Raw genomic sequence first — 24994 nt, 5'->3', positions numbered from 1 at the left:
ATCCCAAATAAATCGTATTTTCGTACAAAAGTAAGAAAACTTCATGGTTCGAGCAGAAATTATTACGATTGGGGATGAGATTCTTTATGGTCAAATTTTAGATACTAATACGCAATGGATTAGTCTTGAATTAGATAAGATTGGAATTAAAACGATTCGTAAATCATCCGTAGGTGACCAAGACACTGAAATTCTAGCTATTTTAGAAGAAGCACAACACCGAGCTGACATTGTATTTATCACAGGTGGTTTGGGCCCAACTAAGGATGACTTGACCAAAAATGTGTTAGCCAAATTTTTTGATAGTGACATGGACTATCACCCTCAAGCACTAGAAGATGTACGTGTTTTCTTTGAAAAACGTGGTCGAGAATTAAGTGACTTAAATCGGGATCAGGCTTTATTACCTGTTAAAGCACAATATATTCAAAACAAGCAAGGGACTGCTCCAGGCATGTGGTTTGAAGAAAAAGGAACGATTTGGGTTTCCATGGCCGGCGTACCTTTTGAGATGAAAGCTATGATGGAGGAATTAGTATTGCCAAGAGTAGCCCAACATTTCAAGACCCCTACCATCGTTCATAAAATTGTTAAAGTGGTGGGTATAGGTGAATCCTATCTGTCCGACATGATACAAGATTGGGAATTGTCTTTACCTTCTCACATTAAATTGGCTTACTTACCTTCTTTAGGAATAGTTAAATTGCGTCTGACTGGCTTTGGTTCAGAAGCTAAACAAATCCAACAGGATATTCAGCGTGAAATAGACCGAGTAATGCCTTTAATAAAGGGCTATGTATTTGGATATGAGCAAGATGAATTGTCTGAGGTGGTTGGGAAGTTATTGATAGCTCAATCTGCCAACCTGGCAGTGGCTGAAAGTTGTACCGGAGGATATTTATCTCACTTATTCACCGAAATACCTGGAAGTTCAGCCTATATTGTCGGAGGAGTTATCTCCTACGCTAATGAAGTAAAAATGGAAAGTTTGGGGGTGTCTTCTCAAATTTTAGAGCAAGATGGAGCAGTAAGCGAAGCATGCATAGTGGCTATGGCACAGGGTGTTAGGGAGAAATTGAAATCAAGTGTATCTTTGGCTACTTCTGGCATTGCAGGTCCAGATGGTGGTTCTGAAGATAAACCTGTAGGGACAGTTTGGATCGCTTTAGCGCATTCTGGTGGAGTAATAACAAGAAAATTGCAATTGGCCGGAACCAGGAAGCAAATTATTCATATGACGGCTCTTAACTGTCTGAATTTACTTAGGAAATTTTTATTAAACGAATTGACACAATAGTTATGGCCATCATGGAAGTAATTATGCCCAAAATGGGGGAAAGCATCATGGAAGCAACAGTCCTAAATTGGCTCAAAAAGCCGGGCGACTATGTGGAAGCTGATGAGTTTATTTTAGAAGTAGCCACGGATAAAATAGATACGGAAGTCCCTAGTCCCGTTGCGGGTTATTTGCAAAAGATTATTGTTCCAGTGGGAGAAATTGCCACAATAGGGAAAGCTATTTGTGTAATTGATTCGACTGAAAATTCAAGTGAAAATCCTTCATTTGCTTCCAGTAGCTCCATGTTTCCTGAGCAAGATGATTTGGCCATGCTGACAGATGTGAGTTTGGGGATTTTAGGGCATAATGAAGAAAAATCCAATCCTTGGATATCTCCATTAATTAAGCAGATTTGCTTGCAGGAGAATGTCACCCAAAGAGAATTAAGTTCTATCAAGGGAACTGGATTAGATCAAAGGGTGACTAAAAAAGATGTATTGAATTATATTGCTGTTAGAAATTCTAAGCGTATGATTGCCTCCGGAACGCTGTCTCAAGGCCCAGGTTTGCGTTTACCGGGCGACGTGGTGGTTGAGATGGATCGAATGCGTAAAATGATTTCCGAGCGCATGGTTGACTCCAAGCGTATAGCTCCTCACGTGACATCTTTTTTGGAAGCCGATATGACTGCTATGGTTGCTTGGCGTGAAAATCATAAAGCTAATTTTTTGGCTAAATATAAGGAGCCGATGACCTACACTCCTTTGCTTATCATGGCTACGGCTAAGGCATTAAAAGATTTCCCTGGTATGAATATTTCTGTCGAGGGGAATTATTTAGTTCAGCATGAACAAATTAATATTGGTATGGCAGTGGCATTACCAAACGGTAATTTGATTGTGCCTGTCATTCATGAAGTGGATAAGCTTTCTTTGGTTGAATTGACTAAAAAGGTCAATGACCTTTCAAATAGAGCGCGCTTAAATAAATTAACCCCTGGAGATTTAGAAGGCGGTACTTATACCATTTCTAATATTGGTTCTTTCGGTAATTTGATGGGTACTCCTATCATCGTTCAACCGCAAGTGGGAATATTGGCTTTTGGAGTGATAGAGAAAAAACCAGCGGTCGTTTCTGGGCCTAATGGTGATGAAATAGCTATTAGACAAAAGATGTTTATTTCACATTCTTATGATCATCGTGTTATTGACGGTTCTTTGGGTGGAGGATTTTTAAAACGCGTGTCAGATTATTTGGAGAAATTTACCATGGAAGAATCAGATTTTTAGTTATTTAAACAAAGTATAAAATAGAGAAGCCTCAGAATTAATTTCTGAGGCTTCTTTATGTTTAGATATTTAAGAAATGATTCTTTACATTTCTTAAACTTAGAATTTCGAATTTGGATCCTTTATATTTGGACGAATGATCTTTAACCAAGTTAATAATTTCACCATAGGATAAGTTGGATCTATTTCAAACCACTTTGTAGCGAAATTCACGCGATTAGGCAATTTATGGTGGTTATTTTGGAATAATTCTCCCATCATTAAAACGTCCACTACCAGAGAATTTTTAGAATGATCGTGGTTATCGTAATTTTGGTAACCGTATTTATGTCCAGACCAATTTACTATTGCACCATGCACAGGTCCCATCAAGAAGTGTACGGGTAATAAAAAGAAGAATGCCCAGTGCATATCGAAGTATTTATAGGCTACGATGTAGAATGATGAATATGCTACTCCCCAACCAATACGAGAAACCCATGAATCACCAATTTTTTCAATGGTTTTAGAAACTGGATAATCATGCTCAAAACGCTCTTCAACTTTTTGAGATCTGTTCAAAACCGCATTATAAATATTTTTGGTTTTCCACATCATGGTAAAGACATTACTAGAGAACATCGGTGAATGTGGGTCCTTAGGGGTATCAGAGAAAGCATGATGCATTCGGTGCAAAATGGCATAAGCTCTAGGGCTTAAGAAAGACGAACCTTGAGACAAATAGGTCAAGAAATAAAAAAACTTCTCCCAAAACTTGTTCATCAAGAACATTTTATGGGCAGAATAACGGTGAAGGAAAAATGTTTGACTGAAAAGAGAAACGTACCAATGAATGATAAAAGCAGGAAGTACTAATTGCATAAAACTAAAAATAATTATTTGACTACAAATTTATACATGAAATCGCTAAGAATCTCTAGTATATGCATATACTTTCATGATTTTTGTCAGTTATGGGTGCATGAATGCATAGTGAAGCAAATTAGTGCCCATTTTTAAGGCTGCCTCGCGCTTTTCTGCGGGATCGTGGTAAATACTTTCATCTTCCCATCCATTGCCTAAATCGCATTCGTAGGAATAAAAACAAATTAATCTACCTTGATAAATTAAACCGAATCCTTGAGGGGCTTTTCCATCATGTTCATGTACTTTAGGCAGACCCTTGGGAAAGGAATATGGCTGGGAATAAATAGGATGGTTAAAAGGCAGTTCTACGAAGCCAAGCTCAGGAAAAACCTTTGCCATCTCTCGACGAATAAACTTATCTAAACCATAATTATCATCGATGTGTAAAAATCCCCCACCTATTAAGTATTGTCTAAGGTTTTTTTGTTCCTCTTTATCAAATACCAAATTTCCATGTCCAGTTATATGAATAAAAGGATAGTTCCAAAGCATGGGACTATTTAATTCAACTGTCTCTGGATTAGGATCAATATTCAATTTTGCTTGTTGATTAGCAAAGGCAATCAAATTAGGCAAAGATGTTTTGTTGGCATACCAATCCCCTCCCCCTTTGTATTTAACTTTAGCAATCTTTACAAGAGAATTTTGTGCCCAACAGATGTTGCCCAAGAGTAGTAATAAACATATAAATACATTAGACCTCATGTAAAAAATGGATGGAATGAGTGGCTACTAAACCGGCCGTTTCAGTGCGCAAAATAGTTTTTCCAAGGCTAAATGGAATCCATTTTTTTGCTAATAAGCCTGAACTTTCTTCCACAGAAAAGTCACCTTCTGGACCGATTAAGATATGATAGCTTTGATTTAATTGAATGCACTTGGCAAGTCCTTCGCTTGGTGGATTTGAGATGTAGGCAAATAATTTTTGGTCCTTAGTGTTTTTGTCAAGCTCTTGGATAAGTTGCTTAAATGGCAATATTGGCTGAATTTGAGTAATGAATAAATTTTTTGATTGTTTCAACGCAGAAATAGCTATTTTTTCAAGTCGATGCGTCTTTAATTCTTTTCGTTCTGAATAGCGAGAATGAAAAAATCCAATGGATTGAATACCTAATTCTGCACATTTTTCGACCATCCATTCCATTCGCTCCATCTGTTTCGTAGGAGCTATCCACAAATGAACAGAATAAGCTGGAGAAGAGGAGTTTTCTATTTCTATTAGTTGTTTGAAGCTCGTTTTTTTACTATGTGATACCTCAATTCGGGCTTGGTATTTTTGTCCTTTCCCATTTAAAATAAAAATCGGGTCATCAGCTTTCAATCGCAAGACCCGATGGGCATGAATGGATTCTTCTTCATTTAAATAAGAGTTGGACAATGGATTTGGCTCATAAAAAACCGGAATACTCATGCTTACTCTTCTTCAGATTTAAATGAATATAAAGAGCTGTCTAATTGTAATGAATTGGAGTTAAAATCCAGAATGAATTTTTCAAGAACCTCATCTGTTAAGGATGGAACATACAAAGCAGCCTCTAGGCCGATTCCAAAATCAAAATCTTTATCTACCTCCACATATTCACTTACTTTGATTTCATCGTTTTCCTCCATTTCCTCTATGATCTCCAAAACCATCATTTCAACCTCCTCGTCCAAAGAATCGTTGGCTTGATACATTTCATCTCTATTTTCAATAGGGATATAGAGAGGAAAATGTTGAATAGCTTCTCGCTCGGCAGCTTCATACAATAAGCTGGAGTAATGAAGTTGTAGGGTACAAAGAATGGCATCAAAGATGACCTCCTTTTGTTCAAAATGGCCCACAAATTGTATGTGGACCATTTCTCTATCATTGCTAACCGGAAGATCTTCGTCTTCTATGATGATAAATGAACGCTTTTCGGAAGCACAAAGCTCTTTTAAACGTTTGATTTCTTCAGGCGAAAACCCCGGATTGCTGCTTGGTGTCATAATTGACAAACTATTTAATCATTAATAATTCTCTGTACTTTGGTAATGGCCACTCATCGTCATCGATAATTAGCTCAAGTTTATCAACTGCATAACGAATGTCCTCAAAGTAGCTTTTAACCTTAGAGCCGTACAAGTAAGCTCTTTCTTCTATATTTTCTATATTATTCGCTTCTTTTCTTGCCTCAGTCATTTCGTTTTGTAATAATACAATTTTAGAGGTGTATTCGGATATTTTCTTTATCATCTCTACTGTAGGAGCATAATATTGAGGGTCAATACCGATTTCTTTTTGTCCTTTTACATTCTCAACCAATTGAGTTTGGTATTTTAAAGAAGTAGATACCACATGGTTAATGGCCATATCTCCTAATACTCGCGACTCAATTTGAATTTTTTTAATGTAATTCTCCAATTCAATTTCATAACGGGCATGCATTTCTTCTTTAGAATAGATGCCGTATTTCGTGAATAGTTCTATGGATTCCGGACGAGTATATACTGCCAAAGCCTCTGGAGTAGATTTTAAATTAGATAAGCCTCTCTTCTCGGCTTCTGTAACCCACTCATCAGAATAACCATTTCCTTCAAAACGGATTTTCTTGGATTCTTTAGCATAACGTTTCAACACGTCCATAATAGCCAATTCTTTCTTAACTCCTTTATCTAGTATAGCATCTACCTCCTTACGGAACAGGATTAATTGATTAGCTACGATAGTATTTAAAACGGTCATAGGCGCAGCTGAGTTGGCTGAAGAACCTACGGCACGGAATTCAAATTTATTTCCAGTAAATGCAAAAGGAGAAGTTCTGTTACGATCTGTATTGTCTAAAATAAGTGATGGAATTTTGTTGATACCTAATTTTAAATATACATTATCCCCTTTTTCCAATTGAAACTCCTCAATATCTTTCATGTTTTCTAAGTCATCCAAAACATTGTTCATGGTTGAACCTAAGAAAACAGAAACGATAGCTGGTGGTGCCTCATTGGCTCCTAATCGGTGCTCATTACCTGAAGAAGCAATAGAAGCACGTAATAAATCTGCATTATCATGAACCGCCTTCACAACGTTGACGAAGAAAGTCAAGAAGCGAAGATTCTCTTTTGGCTTAGATGAAGGTCCTAGTAAGTTAACACCTGTATCAGTTCCTAAAGCCCAGTTATTGTGCTTTCCTGATCCATTGATACCAGCAAATGGTTTTTCATGGAATAAAACCTTTAGCTTGTGTTTAACTGCTACTTTAGACATTAAATCCATCAATAATGCATTGTGGTCACAAGCCAAGTTTGCTTCTTCAAATGTCGGGGCTACTTCAAATTGTGCTGGAGCTACCTCGTTGTGACGGGTACGAACAGGCATACCTAATTTCAAAGCTTCAATTTCAAAATCCACCATGAAGGCATTAACACGTGTTGGAATTGAACCAAAATAATGGTCTTCCAGCTGTTGACCTTTGGCTGGTGCATGTCCAAATACCGTTCTACCTGCCATCATTAGATCAGGACGAGCATTGTAAAGAGCTTCATCTACTAGGAAATATTCTTGTTCGATACCTACTGTTGGAATAACCTTGGTGACATCGCGGTTAAAATATTCTTTTACAACGGCGGTTGCAGCTTTATCAATTAATTCAATAGATTTCAATAAGGGAGTTTTGTAATCTAGCGCCTCACCTGTATAGGAAACAAATACAGAAGGAATACATAAAGTAGCCGTACCTGCTGCATTTTCCATAATGAAGGCTGGAGATGAAGGATCCCATCCCGTATATCCACGAGCCTCAAATGTGGAACGAATTCCCCCATTGGGGAAAGAAGAAGCATCTGGCTCTTGTTGTACTAATGCCGAACCTTTGAATTTTTCAACCGCTTTACCAGAACCGAAATCAATATCAAAGAAGGAATCATGTTTCTCTGCTGTAGTACCTGTTAATGGTTGAAACCAGTGTGTATAATGGGTTGCACCTTTGGAGATAGCCCAAGATTTCATAGCAGCAGCTACTTCATCTGCTGCATCACGGTCAATTTTAGATCCTGTATTAATTGCAGTAGTTATCTTAAGATATGCTTCAGGAGATAATAATGAGCGCATTACCTCATCATTAAATGTCATGTTTCCATAAAAATCGCTTACTTTTTCAGTAGGAATTTTTACAACAGCGCTAGCTCTACTTTGAGCTAATTCAAGGGCTTTGAATCTAGTTATTGCCATGGTTGAAATTTGGTTATCAAGAACGTAAAAATAGGATTTTTGTAATTTAGATGAAACAAAATCATGGTCTTTTTCCTAGACTATTTGCAATTTCTAATAATTGTCATGTTTTTTATGTCTAAGTTTATGTGCTTTAAAATTGTATATTTTTTATGTAAAATAATTGTTTTTAATAAAAACAGGTTTATTTTTGCATTGTATTTGACACAAAAAATGAATTTTTAACAAAAACACGTTTAAAATTATGGCAAAATCTAAACTAGAATACATTTGGCTTGACGGTTATAAACCTACTCAGAGTTTACGTTCTAAAACCAAGATTGAAAATAACTTCAGTGGTCGTTTAGAAGATTGTGATGTTTGGTGCTTTGATGGTTCTTCTACTGAACAAGCACCAGGTGGATCTTCAGATTGTTTACTGAAACCAGTTTTCATTTGCCCAGATCCCGCTAGAAAAAATGCTTATTTAGTAATGTGTGAAGTTTTAAATTCAGATGGTACCCCACATGAGAGTAATGGAAGGGCTACTATTGAAGATGATGATAATGATTTTTGGTTTGGTTTTGAGCAGGAATATTTCTTGTGGGATCCAGAGACCAATAAACCATTAGGCTTCCCTGCCAACGGTTTTCCTGCACCTCAGGGTCCTTATTATTGTTCTGTAGGAGCAAAAAATGCCTATGGTAGAGAGATTGTTGAGGAGCATTTAGATATTTGTTTAGACGCAGGATTGAATGTAGAAGGTATCAATGCAGAAGTGGCTGCAGGACAATGGGAATTCCAGATATTCGCTAAAGGTGCCAAAGAGGCTGGTGATCAGATTTGGGTAGCTCGATATTTATTGGAAAGATTGGGTGAGAAATATGGTGTTTCTATCAACTGGCATTGTAAGCCTTTGGGAGAGTTGGATTGGAATGGTTCTGGTATGCATGCTAATTTCTCCAATACAGCTTTACGTACTTGTGGCGAAAAAGCTACTTATGACGCTATCTGCTCGGCATTTGAACCAGTAGTGAAGGAGCATATTGAAGTATATGGTGCTGATAATCATTTGCGATTAACTGGAAAGCATGAAACGCAGTCGATTCATCAGTTCTCATATGGTGTTTCAGATCGCGGAGCTTCTATTCGTATTCCAATCGCTACAGTAGAAAGAGGCTGGAAAGGTTGGTTAGAAGATCGTCGTCCTAACTCAGCTGCAGATCCATATAAAGTTGCATCTAGAATTATCAAAACAGTAAAATCAGCCAAATTTTAATTTGGGGGCTGATTAAACTATATTAGATTAAAAATGGCGGATTTATCCGCCATTTTTGTTTTAAATTTGCAGCTTGTTATCGTTTATGAAAAAAATAGCTTTCTATACACTAGGCTGTAAATTAAACTTTGCTGAATCCAGTACCATTGCTCGTTCTCTAGAACCTATGGGTTTTAATCGAGTAGAATTTCTGCAATCGCCTGATTTATTTGTCATTAATACCTGCAGTGTGACAGATCAGGCAGATAAAAAATGTAAGAAGGTAGTTAAAGAAGCTAAAAAAATCAATCCGGAGTCGGTGGTCGTTGTTATGGGTTGCTATGCCCAGTTGAAACCCCAAGAAATAGTAGAAATTTCTGGGGTTGATTTAGTGCTGGGGGCTAATGAGAAGTTTAAATTGCCCGAGTTGATAGAACCTTATTTTGTGGCTGAGCAAAGAAAGTCTTTGCCAAAAATTATAGCTTCTGAAATTCGTTATGATTTGGATTACCATGCCTCCTATTCCGTTAATGATCGGACGAGAACCTTTTTAAAGGTTCAGGATGGATGTGATTACCCTTGCTCCTATTGTACTATTCCTTTGGCTCGCGGACAAAGTCGATCCAGTAGTATTGAAAATGTATTGGGTTTGGTCAAAGAAATTGCTGAAAAAGGCGTAAAAGAAGTGGTGCTGACAGGAGTGAATATAGGTGATTTTGGTATTCAAAATGGTAAACGTGTCGAATCTTTTTTTTCCTTAGTAAAAGCTTTAGATTCTCAGCAAGAGATGAATCGTTTTAGGATTTCATCTATTGAACCTAATTTATTGCATAGTGAATTATTGTCCTTTTTGGCTACTTCTAAGCACTTTGTTCCTCATTTTCATGTTCCTCTGCAATCAGGTTCCAATGCCGTCTTACGACTTATGAAGCGCAGGTACCAAAGGGAATTGTATGCAGAGCGTGTCAAAGAAATAAAATCGCAAATGCCCCATGCTTGTATTGGGGTGGATGTCATTGTGGGTCACCCAGGTGAAACGGAAGAAATGTTTAAAGAAACCTATCAGTTTTTAAACGAACTGGACGTTTCTTATTTGCACGTTTTTACCTACTCAGAAAGAGCCAATACCTACGCCGTGGATATTCAACCCAAAGTAGATGTTAAAGTAAAAGCTGAAAGGTCCAAAATGTTGCATATTCTTTCTGATAAAAAACGCAGGGCATTTTATGAATCACAATTAGGTCGGAAAGGTAAAGTTTTATTTGAGGAAGCATCCTCAGATGGTTATATGGAGGGTTTTTCTGAAAATTACGTGAGGGTTAGAGTTCCTTATGATCCCCTATTAATCAACACTATTCAGCCAGTTAGGTACAAATCCATTGATGAGGAAGGTTTGGTGCGTGCTGAAATTTTAATCGAACATTTGGTGTAAAACAAAAAAGCCGGAAACTAATAGCCTCCGACTTTTTGATTGAAACAAAACCACAAGAACCATTACTTGCGGCTTTGTCTATGTTTAGATTATTCCGAAATCGATTCGTCGTGCTGCGAAATATCTAATCCTAATCTTTCTTCCTCTTCGTTTACACGCAATGGAATAATTTTGTCTGTAACAATTAAGAGGATGTAGGAAACACCAAAGGCAAAAGCAGAAACAATGGCTAGTGCTAAAATGTGTTTCACGAATAATTCAGTTTCTCCGTAAAATAAACCGTTGGCAGCTACAGCTGAGTTAACTGCGCTAGTAGCGAATATACCTGTCAACAACATGCCCATCATTCCACCTACTCCATGGCAAGGGAATACATCCAATGTATCATCCAAGTTGGATGATGCTCTCCAGTGAGCAATGATGTTAGATACCATGGCTGAAATTACACCTATGAAAATGGCAACCGGTAAAGTTACGAATCCAGCTGCAGGAGTAATTGCCACTAATCCAACCACTGCACCGATACAAAAACCTAATGCAGATACTTTTTTACCACGAGTTACATCAAATAAAATCCAAGATAAACCAGCCGCTGCGGCAGCAATGTGTGTAGTTGCGAAGGCAGAAACTGAAAGAGAATTAGCTCCAAGAGCAGATCCGGCGTTGAAACCGAACCATCCAAACCAAAGTAAAGCGGTTCCTAACAATACATATGGAATGTTTGCTGGAGGTAAAATATTGGATTCAATATGTGATTTTCTGCGGCGCAAGTATAAGGCACCCGCCAAAGCAGCCCAACCTGCAGACATGTGTACGACCGTTCCTCCGGCAAAATCCAAGACTCCTAAGTTAAATAAGAATCCATCTGGATGCCATGTCCAGTGTGCTAAAGGAGAATACACACAAATACAGAACAATACCATGAATAATACATAGGCCTTAAAGTTGATTCTCTCGGCTAATGCTCCAGAAATTAATGCAGGAGTGATTACCGCAAATTTCATTTGAAAGAAAGCAAATAAGGCAAAAGGAATAGTGAACTTGATTTGGTCGGCAGAGCCTAGAGATAATTTATGATCAAATACATGGTTGAACATAAAAAAGGTGGTTGGATCACCAATCCATCCGCCAATAGAATCTCCAAAGGCTAAACTGAACCCAAATACTACCCAAATCACACTAATTACTCCCATCGCGATGAAAGATTGCAACATGGTTGAGATGACATTTTTATGATTTACCATACCTCCATAGAAGTAAGCAAGACCAGGTGTCATTAATAATACCAATCCAGAAGCTACAATTAGCCAGGCTGTGTCACCTGTGTCAATTCCTTCCGTAGGAATAGAGCCTGGAAGATCAGTAAACAATGCAAGCACCGCAACAGCTAATAAAACAAGCAGCGGTATCCAAGTTGGTTTTTGTGTTGTCATGTTCGTAAATTTAAGTATGATTAAAATTTGTAAATAAAGACAGTAGCAAATGTGGCTTGTGATTTTTGTGATTTTCCATCACCATCAACAAATTGAGCTGTTTTGAAAGAATCTGTTCTTAATTCAGGTTTGATTAATAAATGACCTTCCGCTGTTGTAAATGTTCCTGTTAAGGTAAATGAGTTAACATCTGTACCAACTGTTTCGCCAGCCGCATTAATTCCACGTAATGCTCTTGCGCCACTTGTGTTGTCAAATACCTCATATCTAGCTCCCAGGCTAAAATGGTCAGTGAAGGCATAGTTAGAATAAAGAGCCACGCCACCCCATGTTTTGCTATTTCCTACATTTCCTCCACCTTGGAAATCACCTGTTTGAGAACCGTATGCAGCATTTAAGCCGATTAAATACTTAGGACTAATTTGATAAGAAGTGGTTAGGTCTAATAAATTATAACTACCAGAATCATCTTTTCCATTGGCTAAAGTAGCCGATTCGTTGGATGTTATTCCATTAATATATACGTTCCATCCTTCTTTTGGGGCTAAAAAGAACTGACCTATTAAACCCTTGGCTGCATTATTATCGTTCAGGTTGTCTACATTGTTCACAACCCCTAACATCAAGGCAGATTTATCTGAGAAAGCGTAGCTGGCCTTAGCTCCAATATGATAAAATGGACCATTGTTAAATAGATTAGATAAAGAATAATTATAGTTCACAGGTGCATCAATGACCTCATACCCGATATGTGTTCCAAATTGACCCACTGTAAATGTCCATTTGTCGTTCGGTTTCCAATTAAAGTAAGCTTGTTTGATAGCTAGTGCCGTGGTAGCCTTACCTGCTCCTAATGGTCCTATTACATTTCCATATTGTCCTAAGTCGGCATTGGGACCAAATGTTAAGTCAACTACCACATCGGAAGTTTTGGTAGAGTATCCCATTTTCGTTTGTACCAAACCTAATGAGAATTGATTTGATTTCTGATCAAAAGCTCTTTCGTTTCCAGCTACACCCAAGTTGCTACGATTTATCGGGTTGTTGAAATTCAACATATAGTACGAATCGATGTAACCCGAGAAAGTGAATTTGGAGCTTTCTGCTTCTTTCTCTTGGGAAAATCCCAAAAAGCAAATTCCGGATAATAAGAGGGTAAAGATTGATTTTTTCATATTCTTAAAATTTTAATGGGAAAATAAATGCTTGACTACGGAACAAATATTGGGTTAAAAAAAATATAAAGCAAAAATTTTACATAAAAATTAAACCTAAAAAATACAAAAAGTTAAAAATATTTAAATTTTAAGTTAAAAATTAAACCTAAAATTTGAATAATTACAAAAATTGATAAAAATACAATTAAATTCGAAACCTGTATTTGGAATTTTGTCAGAATTGACTCAGCTTATCTTAGAATAATATAAATCCGATGTATGCGGTAATTTAAAGCTGTTTAGGATTTAATTGATATAAAAAAAAGACCTGCTGTAGAGCAGGTCTTTTTAATAGAATGAAGTTTTGAAGCTTATTCGGCGTGCAACCAGGCCTTTTTAGCTAATAAAGTTTCCTTGTCTTCCACGTGATCTGGATCTGGAACACAGCAATCTACTGGACAAACCGCCGCACATTGTGGCTCTTCATGAAATCCTGTACACTCAGTACATTTATCAGGAACGATATAATAAAATTCTTCTGAAATCGGTTCTATGGGTGATTTTGCATCCATTGTTGAACCATCTCCTAATTCTACTTCTGTTAAAGCGGTACCTCCTGCCCATGTCCATTCAACTCCCCCTTCATAAATAGCTGTATTTGGGCATTCTGGTTCACAGGCCCCACAGTTAATACATTCATCCGTAATAATAATAGCCATAATCTTTTCTTTAAGACTTTAATTATCCTTATATCTAGGAAATTTCTGCAATTTACATCCAAAATTTTGAATAGTATATATTTTTAAAAGACTATTGCAAATTTTTTAGAACTTTGTATCCTTGTAACATACCAATAACCCTCCTATTGATGAAAAAAGATTCTTTTTTGCAGCTGATTGGCTTTTTACATGATTACTTCACTAAATCATCTAACAAGGAAAAAATAGAACTTTTTATAGAAAAGGCAAAAGATGAAAATCCTTGGTTTTCAGATCATTTGATTCGAGAGGCCATGGATGCGATTCAAATCCAGTTTTTTGATATAAATGCTTGGGAAGTTTTTTTTCAAGAACATCCTGAGCATGTGAAAGCGTCAAAGAAAGTGGGTTTAATTTTAGCAGGTAATTTACCTGCGGTAGGTTTACATGATGTTTTAATGACCTTAGCCAGTGGCAATACCGCTTTGGTTAAACTAAGTTCTCAAGATAAGTCCATCATGCAATTATATATACAGGTCATGCAGTCCTTTTCAAGTGATGTACCTGTTCAGTTGGTTGACCGTTTGCAGGGCGCTGAGGCTGTCATTGCTACAGGAAGTGATTTTTCAAGTTCCTATTTTAGTCATTACTTCGCTTCCATGCCTCATATTATTCGTAAGAACAGAACATCTATTGCCTTATTAACAGGAAATGAGAGTAAGCAGGATTTTGAAGGGTTGGCTAAGGATATATTCTCCTATTATGGATTGGGATGTAGAAATGTATCAACCATTGCCATTCCTGAATCTTTTGATCCAACGCCCCTTTTTGATGTATTAACTACTTATCATGGGGTTTTGGACCACAATAAATATTCCAATAATTATCAATACCACAAAACCCTTTTCTTATTAAACCAGGTTCAGCATTTTGATTTAGGCAATTTATTAGTGTTAGAAAGGGATGAATTGGTTTCTCCTGTGGGTGTCATCTTTTTAAAACGATATTCCTCTTTGGATGAATTGAATGCATGGATTCAAGCGCATGAACATAAGATTCAATGTGTGGTGAGCCAAGAAAAAACCGCATCTAATCGAGTGTATTTTGGAGAAAGTCAACAACCTGGTTTGAGCGATTTTGCTGATGGTATTGATACTTATGCTTTTTTGAGCAATTTATCGTAAATCAATATTTTGAGTAAATAAGCTCCTAAAGTACCCACTAAAGCACCTGTGATGACATCCAATGGGTAATGAGCACCTAAATAAATTCTACTGTAAGAGACGCAGAATGCCCAAATCAATAATACGTTTCTGATTAATTTATTTTGGGTAATGAAATACATACCCCAGGCCAAGGCAAAGGAATTGGCCGCATGAGAAGAGCAAAAGCCATATAGTCCTCCGCAGCCATCCGGTAAATGAATCCAGGCACTAAATGCTTCTTCATGGCAGGGTCTTAATCGTTTAAAATAGGGTTTTAATATGCTGGAGGAAACTTGGTCTGCCCAAACGATGCATAAAATCAAATAAGCCAAAGTCGGCAATATAAGCCTCTTTTTAAGCTGATATAGTTTAAATATCAAAAATAGATACAAAGGAATCCAGATCCAACGATTGGAAAACAGTACCATGATTTCATCCAGCCCACTGGCATGTGCTTGATTGATCCATTGAAACAAAGTACTATCCCAATTTGGCCACATAATTAAAACTGAAAGATTTCTCGAACTCGTTGAATGGTAGCTTCTGCTATCGGTTTTACCCTAGCTTCTCCTTCTTCTAATTTGGCCTCAATTTCCTTCGGATTAGCCATAAAGTAGTCGAATTTTTCTCGGGCTTCCTTGAAGTAAACCAATATAGCCTCATAAAGTGCCTGTTTTGCATGTCCATAGCCATATCCACCTTGTAAGTAATTAGCTCGCATGGTGGCCACCTGTTCTGGGCTTGCTATTAATTGATATAATTTAAAAGTAATATCTTCTTCAGGGTTCTTTGGATCTTCCAAGGGTGTGGCATCGGTCACAATCTTTTTAATCTGTTTTAATAAATCTTTTTCTGGTAAAAATACATCGATGTAATTGTTTAAGGATTTACTCATTTTTTGCCCATCGATGCCCGGAATGGTCATGACATGTTCCGAAATTTCTGCTTCTGGAATTACGAAAATATCTTTTTGGGCTAGTCTATTGACTGCCCCTGCCATATCTCGGGTCATTTCAATATGTTGCCTTTGATCTTTTCCTACTGGAATGATTTCAGCGTCATACAATAAAATATCGGCAGCTTGAAGGACTGGGTAGGTAAATAGTCCTGCGTTGACATCGGCCAACTTATTAGATTTATCCTTAAAGCTATGGGCATTAGCCAACATTGGAAAAGGAGTCACACAACTTAAATACCATAATAATTCCGTATGGTAAGCAGCCAATTTAGATTGGCGATAAAAATAAGTATGCTGAGTATCTAGTCCACAAGCTAACCAAGCAGCAGCAATGGACAAGGTATTTGATCTTATGGTAGCCCCATCTTTTAGGCTAGTCAACGTATGTAGATCGGCAATAAAAAGAAATGATTCATTCCCTGATTTTTTAGAAAGCTCTACCGCTGGAAGGATTGCACCCAATATGTTTCCCAAATGTGGTCGACCGGAAGACTGAATGCCCGTCAAAATGCGCATAATTAAAAATTTAATGTTTTACAAAATTCAAGAAAATAGCTCAAAACTCCCAAAATTTGGGACTAAGTATTGACTTAAATTATTTAAATTCGTTTCTAATTTTGCTTTACCAATCTTATGTTCCTCCCTGCTTCTTTATTTAGCTTTTTGTCCGATTTAAAAGAGAACAATACGCGGGAGTGGTTTGGAGAAAATAAAGAGCGTTACCTGGTACAAAAATCAGCTTTTGATCAATTTACTGTTCAATTAATCCAGCAATTTGGCGAGTTTGAAAATATGGATGGTGTGGAATTGAAGCATTGTTCTTATCGAATTTATCGGGACGTTCGTTTTTCCAAGGATAAGTCACCTTACAAAACCTGGTTTTCCGCTAGTTTTTCTGAAGGAGGACGGAAATCCGGGCTCATGGATTATTACTTACACATTGAACCGGGCGGGAAATCTTTCTTAGGTGGAGGAATGTATGAGCCCAGTCCGGAACAATTGGCCATATTTCGTCAGGAGGTGGATTATAACGCCCCTCAATTAAAAAACATTATTTTTTCGACTGAATTTGTAAAAGTATTTGGTGACCCTGTTGGAGAATCCTTGAAAAAGATGCCTAAGGGTTATGATATTAATCATCCTGAAATTGAATTATTAAAGAGAAAACAACTCTTTTTTTGGCATAAATATGCTGATTCAGAGGTTTGTGATCCCCAATTTGCAGAACACTTAATTCATGATGCCCAAATTTTGAAACCATTTTTGGACTTCTTGAATGCTATTTTTTTTGATAAAGAACCTTATACGACTAAGTAAAATATGCAGTTTTCCCACTTGCACAATCACTCCCAATTTTCACTTTTGGATGGTGCTTCCAAAATTTCTTCCATGTTTAAAAAAGCCAAGGCGGATAATATGCCTGCGGTGGCTATTACTGACCATGGAAATATGTTTGGGGTCTTTCAATTTGTAGCAGAGGCGGGAAAGCATGGAGTTAAACCCATTGTAGGTTGTGAGTTTTATTTGGTAACGGATAGGCATAAGCAGAGTTTTACCAAAGATCAGAAGGATAAAAGGTATCATCAGTTATTTCTGGCTAAGAACCCTGAAGGCTACCAGAATTTGGTGAAATTATGTTCTTTGGGATTTATGGAAGGTATGTATTCCAAATATCCCAGAATTGATAAAGAATTAGTTTTAAAATACCATAAAGGCTTAATTGCTACCACCTGCTGCCTAGGAGCAAGTGTTCCACAAGCTATTTTACGCTCAGGTGAAGAAGAGGCAGAAAAGGAGTTTAAGTGGTGGTTAGATTTGTTTGGGGAGGATTATTATGTCGAGGTTCAAAATCATCATATTCCTGAGCAACAAATAGTGAATGAGGTATTACTTCGTTTTGCGAAGAAATATCAAGTGAAGGTTATTGCGTCCAATGATAGCCACTATTTAGATCAAAAAGATGCCAATGCACATGATATTTTATTGTGCATTAATACGGGTGAAAAGCAGTCTACTCCTACTTACAAGGATATCGAGGGTGATTTTGATATGAAAGGAAAGCGATTTGCTTTTTATAATGATCAATTTTATTTCAAAACAACGGAAGAAATGACCCAATTATGGTCACATGTTCCTGAGGCCATAGATAATACCAATGAGATTGTAGGGAAAGTAGAAACCCTAGAACTGAAAAAGGATGTATTATTACCTAACTTCCAAATTCCAAGTACCTTTTTGAGTCAAGATGATTTTCTGGAGCATTTGACTATGGAGGGCGCTAAAAAGCGTTATGTGGAAATCCATCAGGAAATAGAGGAACGACTCAGGTTTGAATTGCATACTATTCGCACGATGGGATTTGCTGGTTATTTCTTGATTGTAGCCGATTTTATTAATGCGGGTAAAGATTTGGGCGTTTATGTAGGTCCAGGGCGTGGTTCTGCTGCGGGTTCCGTAGTGGCTTATTGTTTGGGCATTACTAATATTGACCCCATTAAATATAATTTACTTTTTGAGCGTTTTTTAAACCCAGACAGAAAGTCATTGCCCGATATTGATACAGATTTTGATGATGAGGGTAGACAAAAAGTGATTGATTATGTCGTAGATAAATACGGTCGTAATCAAGTGGCTCATATAGCCACCTACGGTACTATGGCAGCCAAAATGTCTATCAAAGACGTGGCTCGTGTATTAGATTTGCCTTTATCAGAATCGAATGCCCTGGCTAAATTGGTGCCGGATAAGCCTAAAATATCCTTAGAACGTGTCATGAACGCACCATTGACGGGTGATGGTAGTTTGGCAGATAAAGAAAATTTGACCAGCGATGAATTGGAGCAAGTGAAACAATTGCGACAAGTCAAGGCGGATGGAGGTTTGGCTGCGCGTGTTATTGAAAATGCCTTGGTTTTGGAAGGATCAGTTCGTGGTACCGGTATTCATGCGGCAGGAATTATCATTGCTCCCAATGATTTGACTGATATTTTACCAGTGGCTACCTCCAAAGATGTTAATTTATTGATTACCCAATTCGATGGTTCCGTCATTGAGAATGCTGGCGTAATTAAAATGGACTTTTTGGGGTTAAAGACTTTGTCTATACTTAAAGAGGCGATTCGTTTAATTCAACAAAACCACGGAGTTAAAATTGATTTAGATAGCCTTCCATTGGATGATGTCAAGACCTTTGAGTTATATCAGCGAGCAGAAACCAATGGTACCTTCCAGTTTGAATCTCCTGGTATGCAAAAGCATTTAAGGGATTTAAAGCCCGATCAGTTTTCTGATTTAATTGCGATGAATGCTTTATTTAGACCAGGTCCTATGGTCTATATTCCTAATTACATCGCTCGTAAACACGGTAGGGAGAAAATTGAATACGATTTGCCAGAAATGGAGGAGTATTTGAGCGATACTTATGGGATTACCGTTTACCAAGAGCAGGTAATGCTCCTTTCTCAAAAATTAGCCAATTTCACCAAGGGTGATGCGGATGTTTTACGAAAGGCCATGGGTAAAAAGGATAAGGCGACCATCGACAAAATGAAGGGTAAGTTCATGGAGGGTGGTCAAGCGAATGGTCATCCGGCAGATCGTCTAGAAAAAATCTGGACAGACTGGGAAGCTTTTGCTCAATATGCATTTAATAAGTCCCATTCCACCTGTTACGGGCTAGTTGCTTATCAAACAGGTTTTTTGAAGGCTAATTATCCTTCGGAATACATGGCTGCTGTTCTCTCTAATTCATTGGGGAATATCGAAAAGATTACATTTTTCATGGATGAATGTAAGCGAATGGGTATTCCCTTGTTAGTTCCAGATGTTAATGAATCAGAGCGAGTTTTTGCTGTGAATAAAAAAGGGCAAATCCGTTTTGGATTAGGAGCCATCAAAGGTGTGGGAGAAGCTGCCGTTGATGCTATTGTGGAGGAAAGAACCAAAAACGGCGATTATCTAGATATTTTTGATTTTGTATCTCGTGTCAATATTCGTCAGGTAAATAAAAAAAGTTTGGAATCACTGGCTTTAGCTGGAGCTTTTGATTGCTTTATTGATATCCCACGTTCTCATTATTTCTATGTTGATCAGGAAAATACCACCTTCATTGAGAAGATTGTCAGGTATGCTGCTCGTATGGCTGAATTAAAGGCAAGCGCCACTCAATCATTATTTGGTGAATTAGGTGCGGGAACAGGAAATGATATTGCTAAACCTCGCTTACCTTCTGCCGAGCCGTGGTCGGTGATGGAACAATTAAAAAATGAAAAAGAGGTGGTGGGTGTTTACATCTCCGGACATCCTTTAGACGAATACCGCATTGAGATTAATAACTTTTGTAATTCTAGTGTATCCCAATTGGAATCTAAAGTCGGTATAGTTCAATCCATTGCTGGAATTGTGACTAAGGTAAATGTTAGAACCTCTGGTAATGGAAATCAATTCATGATATTTAGCTTGGAAGATTTTACTGGAACCACGGAGTTTGCTCTGTTCGCCAAAGATTACATTGAGTTTGAGCGTTTTATTGGATTAGATCGATTGCTGTTTATTCAAGGAGTTTACAAGAATAAAAATTCTTATTCAGATCAAAAAGCGTTCAAAATTCAATCCATTGAACTTTTGTCCGAGATATTGTCATCTAGAACGAAAGAAATGAAACTTTCTTTGAACTTACATAGTTTAACTAAAACTTCATTAGATCAGTTGATGGAAACCCTAGAGCGACATAAGGGAAATAAGAAATTGATTGTAGAAGTGTACGATGAACAAGAACGATTGCAATTGGATTTTATGTCTAGAAAGATGCAATTGAATATTGCGAAATCATTGATGGATGAATTAGCGGAATTGGAAAATATCTCAGTTAAATTGATTTCCTAAATTTCGCTTTTCCAGAAACTAATAAATTGTTTAATTTTGAATCATAACAAATATAAATCATGGGAAAATACGTAGAGGCAACTGATGCCAATTTTCAAGAGTTAATAGGATCTGATACACCTGTATTAGTGGATTTTTGGGCTGAATGGTGTGGTCCATGTAAAATGATTGGTCCAGTGGTAGAAGAATTAGCGGGAGAAGTAGAAGGACAGGCTATCGTGGCTAAAATGAATGTAGACTTAAATTCTGCTGTTCCAGCTTCATTGGGAATTCGTTCTATTCCTACCTTAATGGTGTTTAAAAACGGTGAAATGAAGGAACGATTAGTAGGTGGAAATTTACCCAAGTCGGTATTGGCAGAAGCTTTATTAAAGCACGCTTAATTATTTAGAGCATACTAATTCAATGGCCTGCAATAAAATGTTGCAGGCTTTTTTTATTTCCTCTTCAGTAATTACCAGAGGTGGTGCAATTCGGATTGAATAATCACAAAATAGAAACCAATCGGTAATTAAGCCATCTTCAATGCACTGGTCAATGACCGCTTTTACAGTTTGAAAGGAATCTAATTCTACGGCTAGCATGAGACCTATTCCGCGAATTTCCTTGATGCTCGGGTGCTTTAATAGGCTTTTGAATAGCTGACCTTTTTGTTTAACCTTATCTAAGAGATTTTCTCTAAAAATAGATTCTAAGGTAGCCAAAGAGGCTGCGCATGAAACTGGGTGTCCACCAAAAGTGGTGATATGTCCAAGAACGGGATTTTGAGTCAGTGAACTCATGAGGATTTCTGGAGCAATGAAGGCTCCTATGGGCATGCCCCCTCCCATCCCTTTGGCAGAAAGTAATATATCAGGTTCTATTCCTGTGCTTTGAAATGCCCAAAAAGTACCTGTCCTTCCAAAACCCGTTTGGATTTCATCTATGATAAGTAAACAACCCATTTCATCACATCGCTTTCTGAGTGCTTGAAAATAAGTTTTATCCGCTAATCGAACGCCTGATTCCCCTCCTACTATTTCAATGACAATGGCCGCAGTTTTTTTTGTTATGTAGGCTAAATCATCTATTTCTCCGTGTCGAATATGGCGTATTCCTGGTAGTAATGGTCTAAAACTATTTTTGAAATTTTCATCCCCTGCCAAGGAAAGGGCTCCCTGACTTGCGCCATGGTAAGCTTGATAACAAGAAATGATTTCTGTTCTTCCCGTATATCGCTTGGCTAATTTCATGGCACCCTCTACCGCTTCTGTGCCTGAATTGGTAAAATAGACTTGATTCAGAGATTTAGAATTTGTCGATTTAATGAGTGCTTCGGCTAATTTTACCTGTGGACTCTGAATATATTCTCCATATACCATTAAGTGCATATAGGAGTCTAATTGATTTTTAATCGCTTCTACCACATAAGGGTGCCTGTGACCTACATTAGAAACTGCAATTCCTGAAATTAAATCCATGTAGGATTTTCCATTTTGATCATATAAGTATATATGTTCAGCTTTTTCGATTTCCAGAGCTAGAGGTGCATCAGAAGTTTTAGCTAAATAATTCAGAAAAAGTTGTCGGTGTGTCAGCGCCATTTTTGTAAAGAAAAACAAATTTATCGCCTTTACGTTAGGAATGAAAATTATATGAAATACTTTATTTTACCCTTTATCATAAAATCAGTTTACTTATAAAATCTACTACTATTTTTGCGTAAAATACCCTCATATGAAATCTATACCTATTTTACTTCTTCACTTGCTACTTATTTATGGAGCTTCGGTAAATGCTCAACAAATTCATGGAACGGTTAAAAATAAGCAAGGAGAGATTTTACCCTTTGCTACGGTTTGGGTGGCTAATCAAAACAAAGGAACAACTGCCAATGAAAATGGTCAATATGCCATTAAATTAGGTCAAGGTAAGCACGAGGTAGTATTTCGATTTTTAGGGCATAGTCCTAAGTCTTTTACTGTTGTCATCGAATCCCCTCAAGAAGATAAAAAATTGGATGTTGTTTTAGAGGAACAGGCCATCGATTTAGCAGAGGTCAATGTAGGCGGATTAAAAGAAGATCCTGCCTTGGGGATTATGCGGCGGATGATTGCCATGGCTCCTTTTCATTTAAGGGAATTGGATGCTTATGAGGCCAAGGCCTATGTGAAAGGATCAGGAAAGGTAACCGAGGTCAGTTCGCTCGTTAAAATATTGGGGGGCAAAAAGATTGAAAAAGAAATGGGGGTAAAAGTGGGAAGTACCTATGTGTTGGAGGGAATCAATCAAGTCATTTATCAAAAGCCAAACAGACTACAAGAAAAAGTAATTTCTAATCGAAATAATTTACCCGCCGCCTTAAATCAAGGTTTAAATCTAAGGGTGACGCAGACGAATTTCTATCGACCTAAAGTATGGGGTAGTTTATGGTCACCCTTTGGACCTCAGGCATTTCAGTTGTACCGTTTTGCTTATTTGGGAAGTTTTACACAAAATGGTATGACAATTAGTAAAATTAAAGTCCAACCGAAAGCATCTTATGATGATTTATTTGAGGGTTTTGTTCAGGTAGTGGAGGATACTTGGAGTATATATTCATTCCTACTTAAATTTAAGGATTCGAATGGCGAATATGAGTTTTCTCAACAAAATGCCCTTTTTCAAGGCGTTTGGATGCCTATTCAATATGATTCTCATGTTCAATTTGATGCATTTGGGGTGAAGGCAAATTTTAGGTACATCACCCAGATCAAACAATATCAAATTCAAGTCAACCCAGCTTATTTGGTTAAACCCACACTCATTGAAGAAAGACTTAATAAGGATTTGGCAAAAGAAATCAACCGGGAAAAACTGAAGGAACCCAAAAAGGCTTTAGGGAAGGAATTGACGAGGAAAAAATTAAAAGAGGTTATTAAGGAAGTTGATAAGCTGGAGAAAAAGGAAAATTTGGCTAAAATGGATGGTTTAAGTTCCGATTATACTTTTGAAGTAGATTCAATGGCGAGAACCAAGTCTGAAAGTTTTTGGGAAGATGAAAGGCAAGTTCCATTAACGGAATCAGAGAAAATTGGCTATCAGGAAGCGGATAGCCTTTGGAAAGCCGGAGCAGATAAAAGAAGAAAGGATTCTGTTAATGCATTACCTAAGTTTTACATTCGCCATTTGTATACGGGCAAGTTTTATAACTACGAGAAAAATTTCATTGGAAAGAGTATTAATTTGAGCTCTTTTGGTGGAGGATTTAATGCGATAGATGGTTTTTATCTTGATAAGAGTGTGGTTTATCGAAATAGATTTGGTAGAAATAATTATTTATCCCTTGGTGCAGATGTCCGATATGCCTTTGCAAGAAAGGCATGGAATGGGGATGTGTTTTTGGAAAGAAACTTTGATGAGAATAGGCAGTTTTTTAAACTAGAGCTTGGTTCAAATGTCTATCAGATAAATCGAAATAACCCTATTTCACCGTTTTTGAACATGTTTTATTCTTTATTATTATCGGAAAACTATGTTCGATTGTTTCAAAAAAACTATGTGAGTGCCAATTACCAATATCAATTTACTCCTAAGCTTCGATTTATTTCCTATATTGAATTTAGAAACAGGGAGGTTTTATCCAATTCGGTGGAACATGGATGGTTGAAACAAGACAAATTATTTGAACCCAATATGCCTTCCAATGTAGCTTGGGGAGATCAAGTTCCTCCTCGTGCTAATCAATGGGCAAGCTCCTTAGGAATTCGATGGCAGCCTATGTCTACTTGGAGTCGAAATAATGGAGTTAGAAGAATAAATAATAATGAAGGGCCAAGCTTTCAATTTAACTATGCTTTTGGCGCAGGTGATGATCAATTTCAACGCTTGACTGCAGATTATAGTCAATTTATAAATTTGGCACGCTTAGGGTCATTACAAATGCAGTTGTCGTATACGTTTTATTTACAAAAGGCCACTAATTTTTTAGATTATAGCCATTTTAATGGGAATCAAACCCTATTTATTAGTGCCAATGATCAGTCTTTCAGGACACTTCCTTATTATGCCTTTAGTACTACTGATCAACATATTAAATTGCATGCGAAATGGGAGCCCAGGAAATTGCTTTTTAGTCAGTGGAATATATTGACTCAATATGGTATCAGAGAATACTTGGTATATAATCGTCTTCAATTGTTAGCTGGTCCCAATCAAGGAGCCTACCAAGAATTAGTATATGGTATTTCTGGTATTGGTAAGTTTCTAGGCTTAGAGTTGGCCTATCCAGTGAGTAATTGGGTTCCAGAGCGCTTCAAGCTATTGCTTAGATTTCCTTTTTAGTTGTTTTATGTGCCAATTTTCTTAT

General features: G+C 37.3%; 20 protein-coding genes. 9 read left to right on the top strand and 11 right to left on the bottom strand.

Features of this window, described 5'->3' with window-relative positions:
• The first annotated feature begins 43 nt into the window (after window positions 1–43).
• Together ESB04_RS01465 and ESB04_RS01460 are read left to right on the top strand one after the other, a co-directional pair.
• Window positions 44–1297, top strand: a complete 1254-nt coding sequence (locus ESB04_RS01465) for a competence/damage-inducible protein A (protein WP_129025518.1) — start codon at window positions 44–46, stop codon at window positions 1295–1297.
• A gap of 2 nt (window positions 1298–1299) precedes the next feature.
• Complete coding sequence (locus ESB04_RS01460) at window positions 1300–2568, top strand: dihydrolipoamide acetyltransferase family protein (protein ID WP_129025515.1); 1269 nt, start codon at window positions 1300–1302, stop codon at window positions 2566–2568.
• Window positions 2569–2667: 99 nt separating this feature from the next.
• Here the strand turns inward: ESB04_RS01460 and ESB04_RS01455 are convergent, their stop codons facing one another.
• The 5 genes from ESB04_RS01455 to ESB04_RS01435 form a co-directional block, all read right to left on the bottom strand.
• A complete protein-coding gene (locus ESB04_RS01455; protein ID WP_129025513.1) occupies window positions 2668–3429 on the bottom strand; it encodes an acyl-CoA desaturase in 762 nt (253 codons plus the stop codon).
• A 90-nt stretch (window positions 3430–3519) separates the two neighbouring features.
• The gene (locus tag ESB04_RS01450) at window positions 3520–4179 is read right to left on the bottom strand and encodes a DUF4159 domain-containing protein (protein WP_129025510.1); all 660 of its coding nucleotides are present in this window, start codon (window positions 4177–4179) and stop codon (window positions 3520–3522) included.
• Window positions 4169–4885, bottom strand: a complete 717-nt coding sequence (locus tag ESB04_RS01445) for an RsmE family RNA methyltransferase (protein ID WP_129025506.1) — start codon at window positions 4883–4885, stop codon at window positions 4169–4171. Before ESB04_RS01445 ends, ESB04_RS01450 begins: the two co-directional genes overlap by 11 nt.
• Before the next feature lie 2 nt (window positions 4886–4887).
• A complete protein-coding gene (locus ESB04_RS01440; RefSeq protein WP_129025504.1) occupies window positions 4888–5445 on the bottom strand; it encodes a hypothetical protein in 558 nt (185 codons plus the stop codon).
• Window positions 5446–5455: 10 nt separating this feature from the next.
• The gene (locus ESB04_RS01435) at window positions 5456–7663 is read right to left on the bottom strand and encodes a glutamine synthetase III family protein (protein ID WP_129025502.1); all 2208 of its coding nucleotides are present in this window, start codon (window positions 7661–7663) and stop codon (window positions 5456–5458) included.
• 244 nt (window positions 7664–7907) lie between these two features.
• On the opposite strand from ESB04_RS01435, the gene ESB04_RS01430 reads away from it, so the two are divergent.
• Both ESB04_RS01430 and mtaB read left to right on the top strand, forming a co-directional pair.
• A complete protein-coding gene (locus ESB04_RS01430; RefSeq protein WP_129025500.1) occupies window positions 7908–8921 on the top strand; it encodes a glutamine synthetase beta-grasp domain-containing protein in 1014 nt (337 codons plus the stop codon).
• Between the two features lie 85 nt (window positions 8922–9006).
• Window positions 9007–10332, top strand: coding sequence for a tRNA (N(6)-L-threonylcarbamoyladenosine(37)-C(2))-methylthiotransferase MtaB (gene mtaB, locus ESB04_RS01425; protein ID WP_129025498.1), 1326 nt, complete (start codon window positions 9007–9009; stop codon window positions 10330–10332).
• An 89-nt stretch (window positions 10333–10421) separates the two neighbouring features.
• Here mtaB and ESB04_RS01420 read toward each other — a convergent pair whose 3' ends face one another.
• The 3 genes from ESB04_RS01420 to ESB04_RS01410 all read right to left on the bottom strand — a co-directional run bounded on the left by ESB04_RS01420 (window position 10422) and on the right by ESB04_RS01410 (window position 13641).
• A complete protein-coding gene (locus ESB04_RS01420) occupies window positions 10422–11765 on the bottom strand; it encodes an ammonium transporter (protein ID WP_129025495.1) in 1344 nt (447 codons plus the stop codon).
• A 20-nt stretch (window positions 11766–11785) separates the two neighbouring features.
• Window positions 11786–12940, bottom strand: a complete 1155-nt coding sequence (locus ESB04_RS01415; RefSeq protein ID WP_129025494.1) for a porin — start codon at window positions 12938–12940, stop codon at window positions 11786–11788.
• A gap of 353 nt (window positions 12941–13293) precedes the next feature.
• Window positions 13294–13641, bottom strand: a complete 348-nt coding sequence (locus ESB04_RS01410) for a 4Fe-4S dicluster domain-containing protein (protein WP_129025491.1) — start codon at window positions 13639–13641, stop codon at window positions 13294–13296.
• A gap of 149 nt (window positions 13642–13790) precedes the next feature.
• On the opposite strand from ESB04_RS01410, the gene ESB04_RS01405 reads away from it, so the two are divergent.
• Complete coding sequence (locus ESB04_RS01405; protein WP_129025489.1) at window positions 13791–14804, top strand: aldehyde dehydrogenase family protein; 1014 nt, start codon at window positions 13791–13793, stop codon at window positions 14802–14804.
• Here the strand turns inward: ESB04_RS01405 and ESB04_RS01400 are convergent.
• The gene (locus ESB04_RS01400) at window positions 14777–15325 is read right to left on the bottom strand and encodes a phosphatase PAP2 family protein (RefSeq protein WP_129025487.1); all 549 of its coding nucleotides are present in this window, start codon (window positions 15323–15325) and stop codon (window positions 14777–14779) included. The genes ESB04_RS01405 and ESB04_RS01400 overlap by 28 nt on opposite strands.
• A gap of 2 nt (window positions 15326–15327) precedes the next feature.
• Window positions 15328–16302 carry a tryptophan--tRNA ligase gene (trpS, locus tag ESB04_RS01395; RefSeq protein ID WP_129025485.1) on the bottom strand — a complete coding sequence of 325 codons (975 nt, stop codon included), beginning with the start codon at window positions 16300–16302 and terminating at the stop codon, window positions 15328–15330.
• Window positions 16303–16416: 114 nt separating this feature from the next.
• On the opposite strand from trpS, the gene ESB04_RS01390 reads away from it, so the two are divergent.
• The 3 genes from ESB04_RS01390 to trxA are packed head-to-tail and all read left to right on the top strand — an operon-like array spanning window position 16417 to window position 21050.
• A complete protein-coding gene (locus ESB04_RS01390; protein ID WP_129025483.1) occupies window positions 16417–17100 on the top strand; it encodes a DUF2461 domain-containing protein in 684 nt (227 codons plus the stop codon).
• 3 nt (window positions 17101–17103) lie between these two features.
• Window positions 17104–20667, top strand: coding sequence for a DNA polymerase III subunit alpha (gene dnaE, locus ESB04_RS01385; protein WP_129025480.1), 3564 nt, complete (start codon window positions 17104–17106; stop codon window positions 20665–20667).
• Between the two features lie 59 nt (window positions 20668–20726).
• Window positions 20727–21050 carry a thioredoxin gene (trxA, locus tag ESB04_RS01380; RefSeq protein ID WP_109323049.1) on the top strand — a complete coding sequence of 108 codons (324 nt, stop codon included), beginning with the start codon at window positions 20727–20729 and terminating at the stop codon, window positions 21048–21050.
• On the opposite strand, the gene ESB04_RS01375 is transcribed toward trxA, so the two are convergent.
• Complete coding sequence (locus ESB04_RS01375) at window positions 21051–22250, bottom strand: aspartate aminotransferase family protein (RefSeq protein ID WP_129025477.1); 1200 nt, start codon at window positions 22248–22250, stop codon at window positions 21051–21053.
• Window positions 22251–22383: 133 nt separating this feature from the next.
• On the opposite strand from ESB04_RS01375, the gene ESB04_RS01370 reads away from it, so the two are divergent.
• Window positions 22384–24969, top strand: a complete 2586-nt coding sequence (locus tag ESB04_RS01370) for a DUF5686 and carboxypeptidase regulatory-like domain-containing protein (RefSeq protein WP_129025476.1) — start codon at window positions 22384–22386, stop codon at window positions 24967–24969.
• The last annotated feature ends 25 nt before the right edge of the window (window positions 24970–24994 follow it).

It is taken from the genome of Aquirufa rosea, from assembly GCF_004118285.1.
Lineage (GTDB): Bacteria > Bacteroidota > Bacteroidia > Cytophagales > Spirosomataceae > Aquirufa > Aquirufa rosea.
The sequence above is the reverse complement of the archived record's forward strand: the minus strand, read 5'-3'. Positions and strand labels throughout refer to the sequence as shown.

What these genes read in the sequence shown, in the direction of transcription:
- ESB04_RS01465 (WP_129025518.1), top strand. Translation starts at nt 44, where the DNA reads ATGGTTCGAGCAGAAATTATTACGATTGGGGATGAGATTCTTTATGGT.
- ESB04_RS01460 (WP_129025515.1), top strand. Translation starts at nt 1,300, where the DNA reads ATGGCCATCATGGAAGTAATTATGCCCAAAATGGGGGAAAGCATCATG.
- ESB04_RS01455 (WP_129025513.1), bottom strand. Translation starts at nt 3,429, where the DNA reads ATGCAATTAGTACTTCCTGCTTTTATCATTCATTGGTACGTTTCTCTT.
- ESB04_RS01450 (WP_129025510.1), bottom strand. Translation starts at nt 4,179, where the DNA reads ATGAGGTCTAATGTATTTATATGTTTATTACTACTCTTGGGCAACATC.
- ESB04_RS01445 (WP_129025506.1), bottom strand. Translation starts at nt 4,885, where the DNA reads ATGAGTATTCCGGTTTTTTATGAGCCAAATCCATTGTCCAACTCTTAT.
- ESB04_RS01440 (WP_129025504.1), bottom strand. Translation starts at nt 5,445, where the DNA reads ATGACACCAAGCAGCAATCCGGGGTTTTCGCCTGAAGAAATCAAACGT.
- ESB04_RS01435 (WP_129025502.1), bottom strand. Translation starts at nt 7,663, where the DNA reads ATGGCAATAACTAGATTCAAAGCCCTTGAATTAGCTCAAAGTAGAGCT.
- ESB04_RS01430 (WP_129025500.1), top strand. Translation starts at nt 7,908, where the DNA reads ATGGCAAAATCTAAACTAGAATACATTTGGCTTGACGGTTATAAACCT.
- mtaB (WP_129025498.1), top strand. Translation starts at nt 9,007, where the DNA reads ATGAAAAAAATAGCTTTCTATACACTAGGCTGTAAATTAAACTTTGCT.
- ESB04_RS01420 (WP_129025495.1), bottom strand. Translation starts at nt 11,765, where the DNA reads ATGACAACACAAAAACCAACTTGGATACCGCTGCTTGTTTTATTAGCT.
- ESB04_RS01415 (WP_129025494.1), bottom strand. Translation starts at nt 12,940, where the DNA reads ATGAAAAAATCAATCTTTACCCTCTTATTATCCGGAATTTGCTTTTTG.
- ESB04_RS01410 (WP_129025491.1), bottom strand. Translation starts at nt 13,641, where the DNA reads ATGGCTATTATTATTACGGATGAATGTATTAACTGTGGGGCCTGTGAA.
- ESB04_RS01405 (WP_129025489.1), top strand. Translation starts at nt 13,791, where the DNA reads ATGAAAAAAGATTCTTTTTTGCAGCTGATTGGCTTTTTACATGATTAC.
- ESB04_RS01400 (WP_129025487.1), bottom strand. Translation starts at nt 15,325, where the DNA reads ATGTGGCCAAATTGGGATAGTACTTTGTTTCAATGGATCAATCAAGCA.
- ESB04_RS01390 (WP_129025483.1), top strand. Translation starts at nt 16,417, where the DNA reads ATGTTCCTCCCTGCTTCTTTATTTAGCTTTTTGTCCGATTTAAAAGAG.
- dnaE (WP_129025480.1), top strand. Translation starts at nt 17,104, where the DNA reads ATGCAGTTTTCCCACTTGCACAATCACTCCCAATTTTCACTTTTGGAT.
- trxA (WP_109323049.1), top strand. Translation starts at nt 20,727, where the DNA reads ATGGGAAAATACGTAGAGGCAACTGATGCCAATTTTCAAGAGTTAATA.
- ESB04_RS01375 (WP_129025477.1), bottom strand. Translation starts at nt 22,250, where the DNA reads ATGGCGCTGACACACCGACAACTTTTTCTGAATTATTTAGCTAAAACT.
- ESB04_RS01370 (WP_129025476.1), top strand. Translation starts at nt 22,384, where the DNA reads ATGAAATCTATACCTATTTTACTTCTTCACTTGCTACTTATTTATGGA.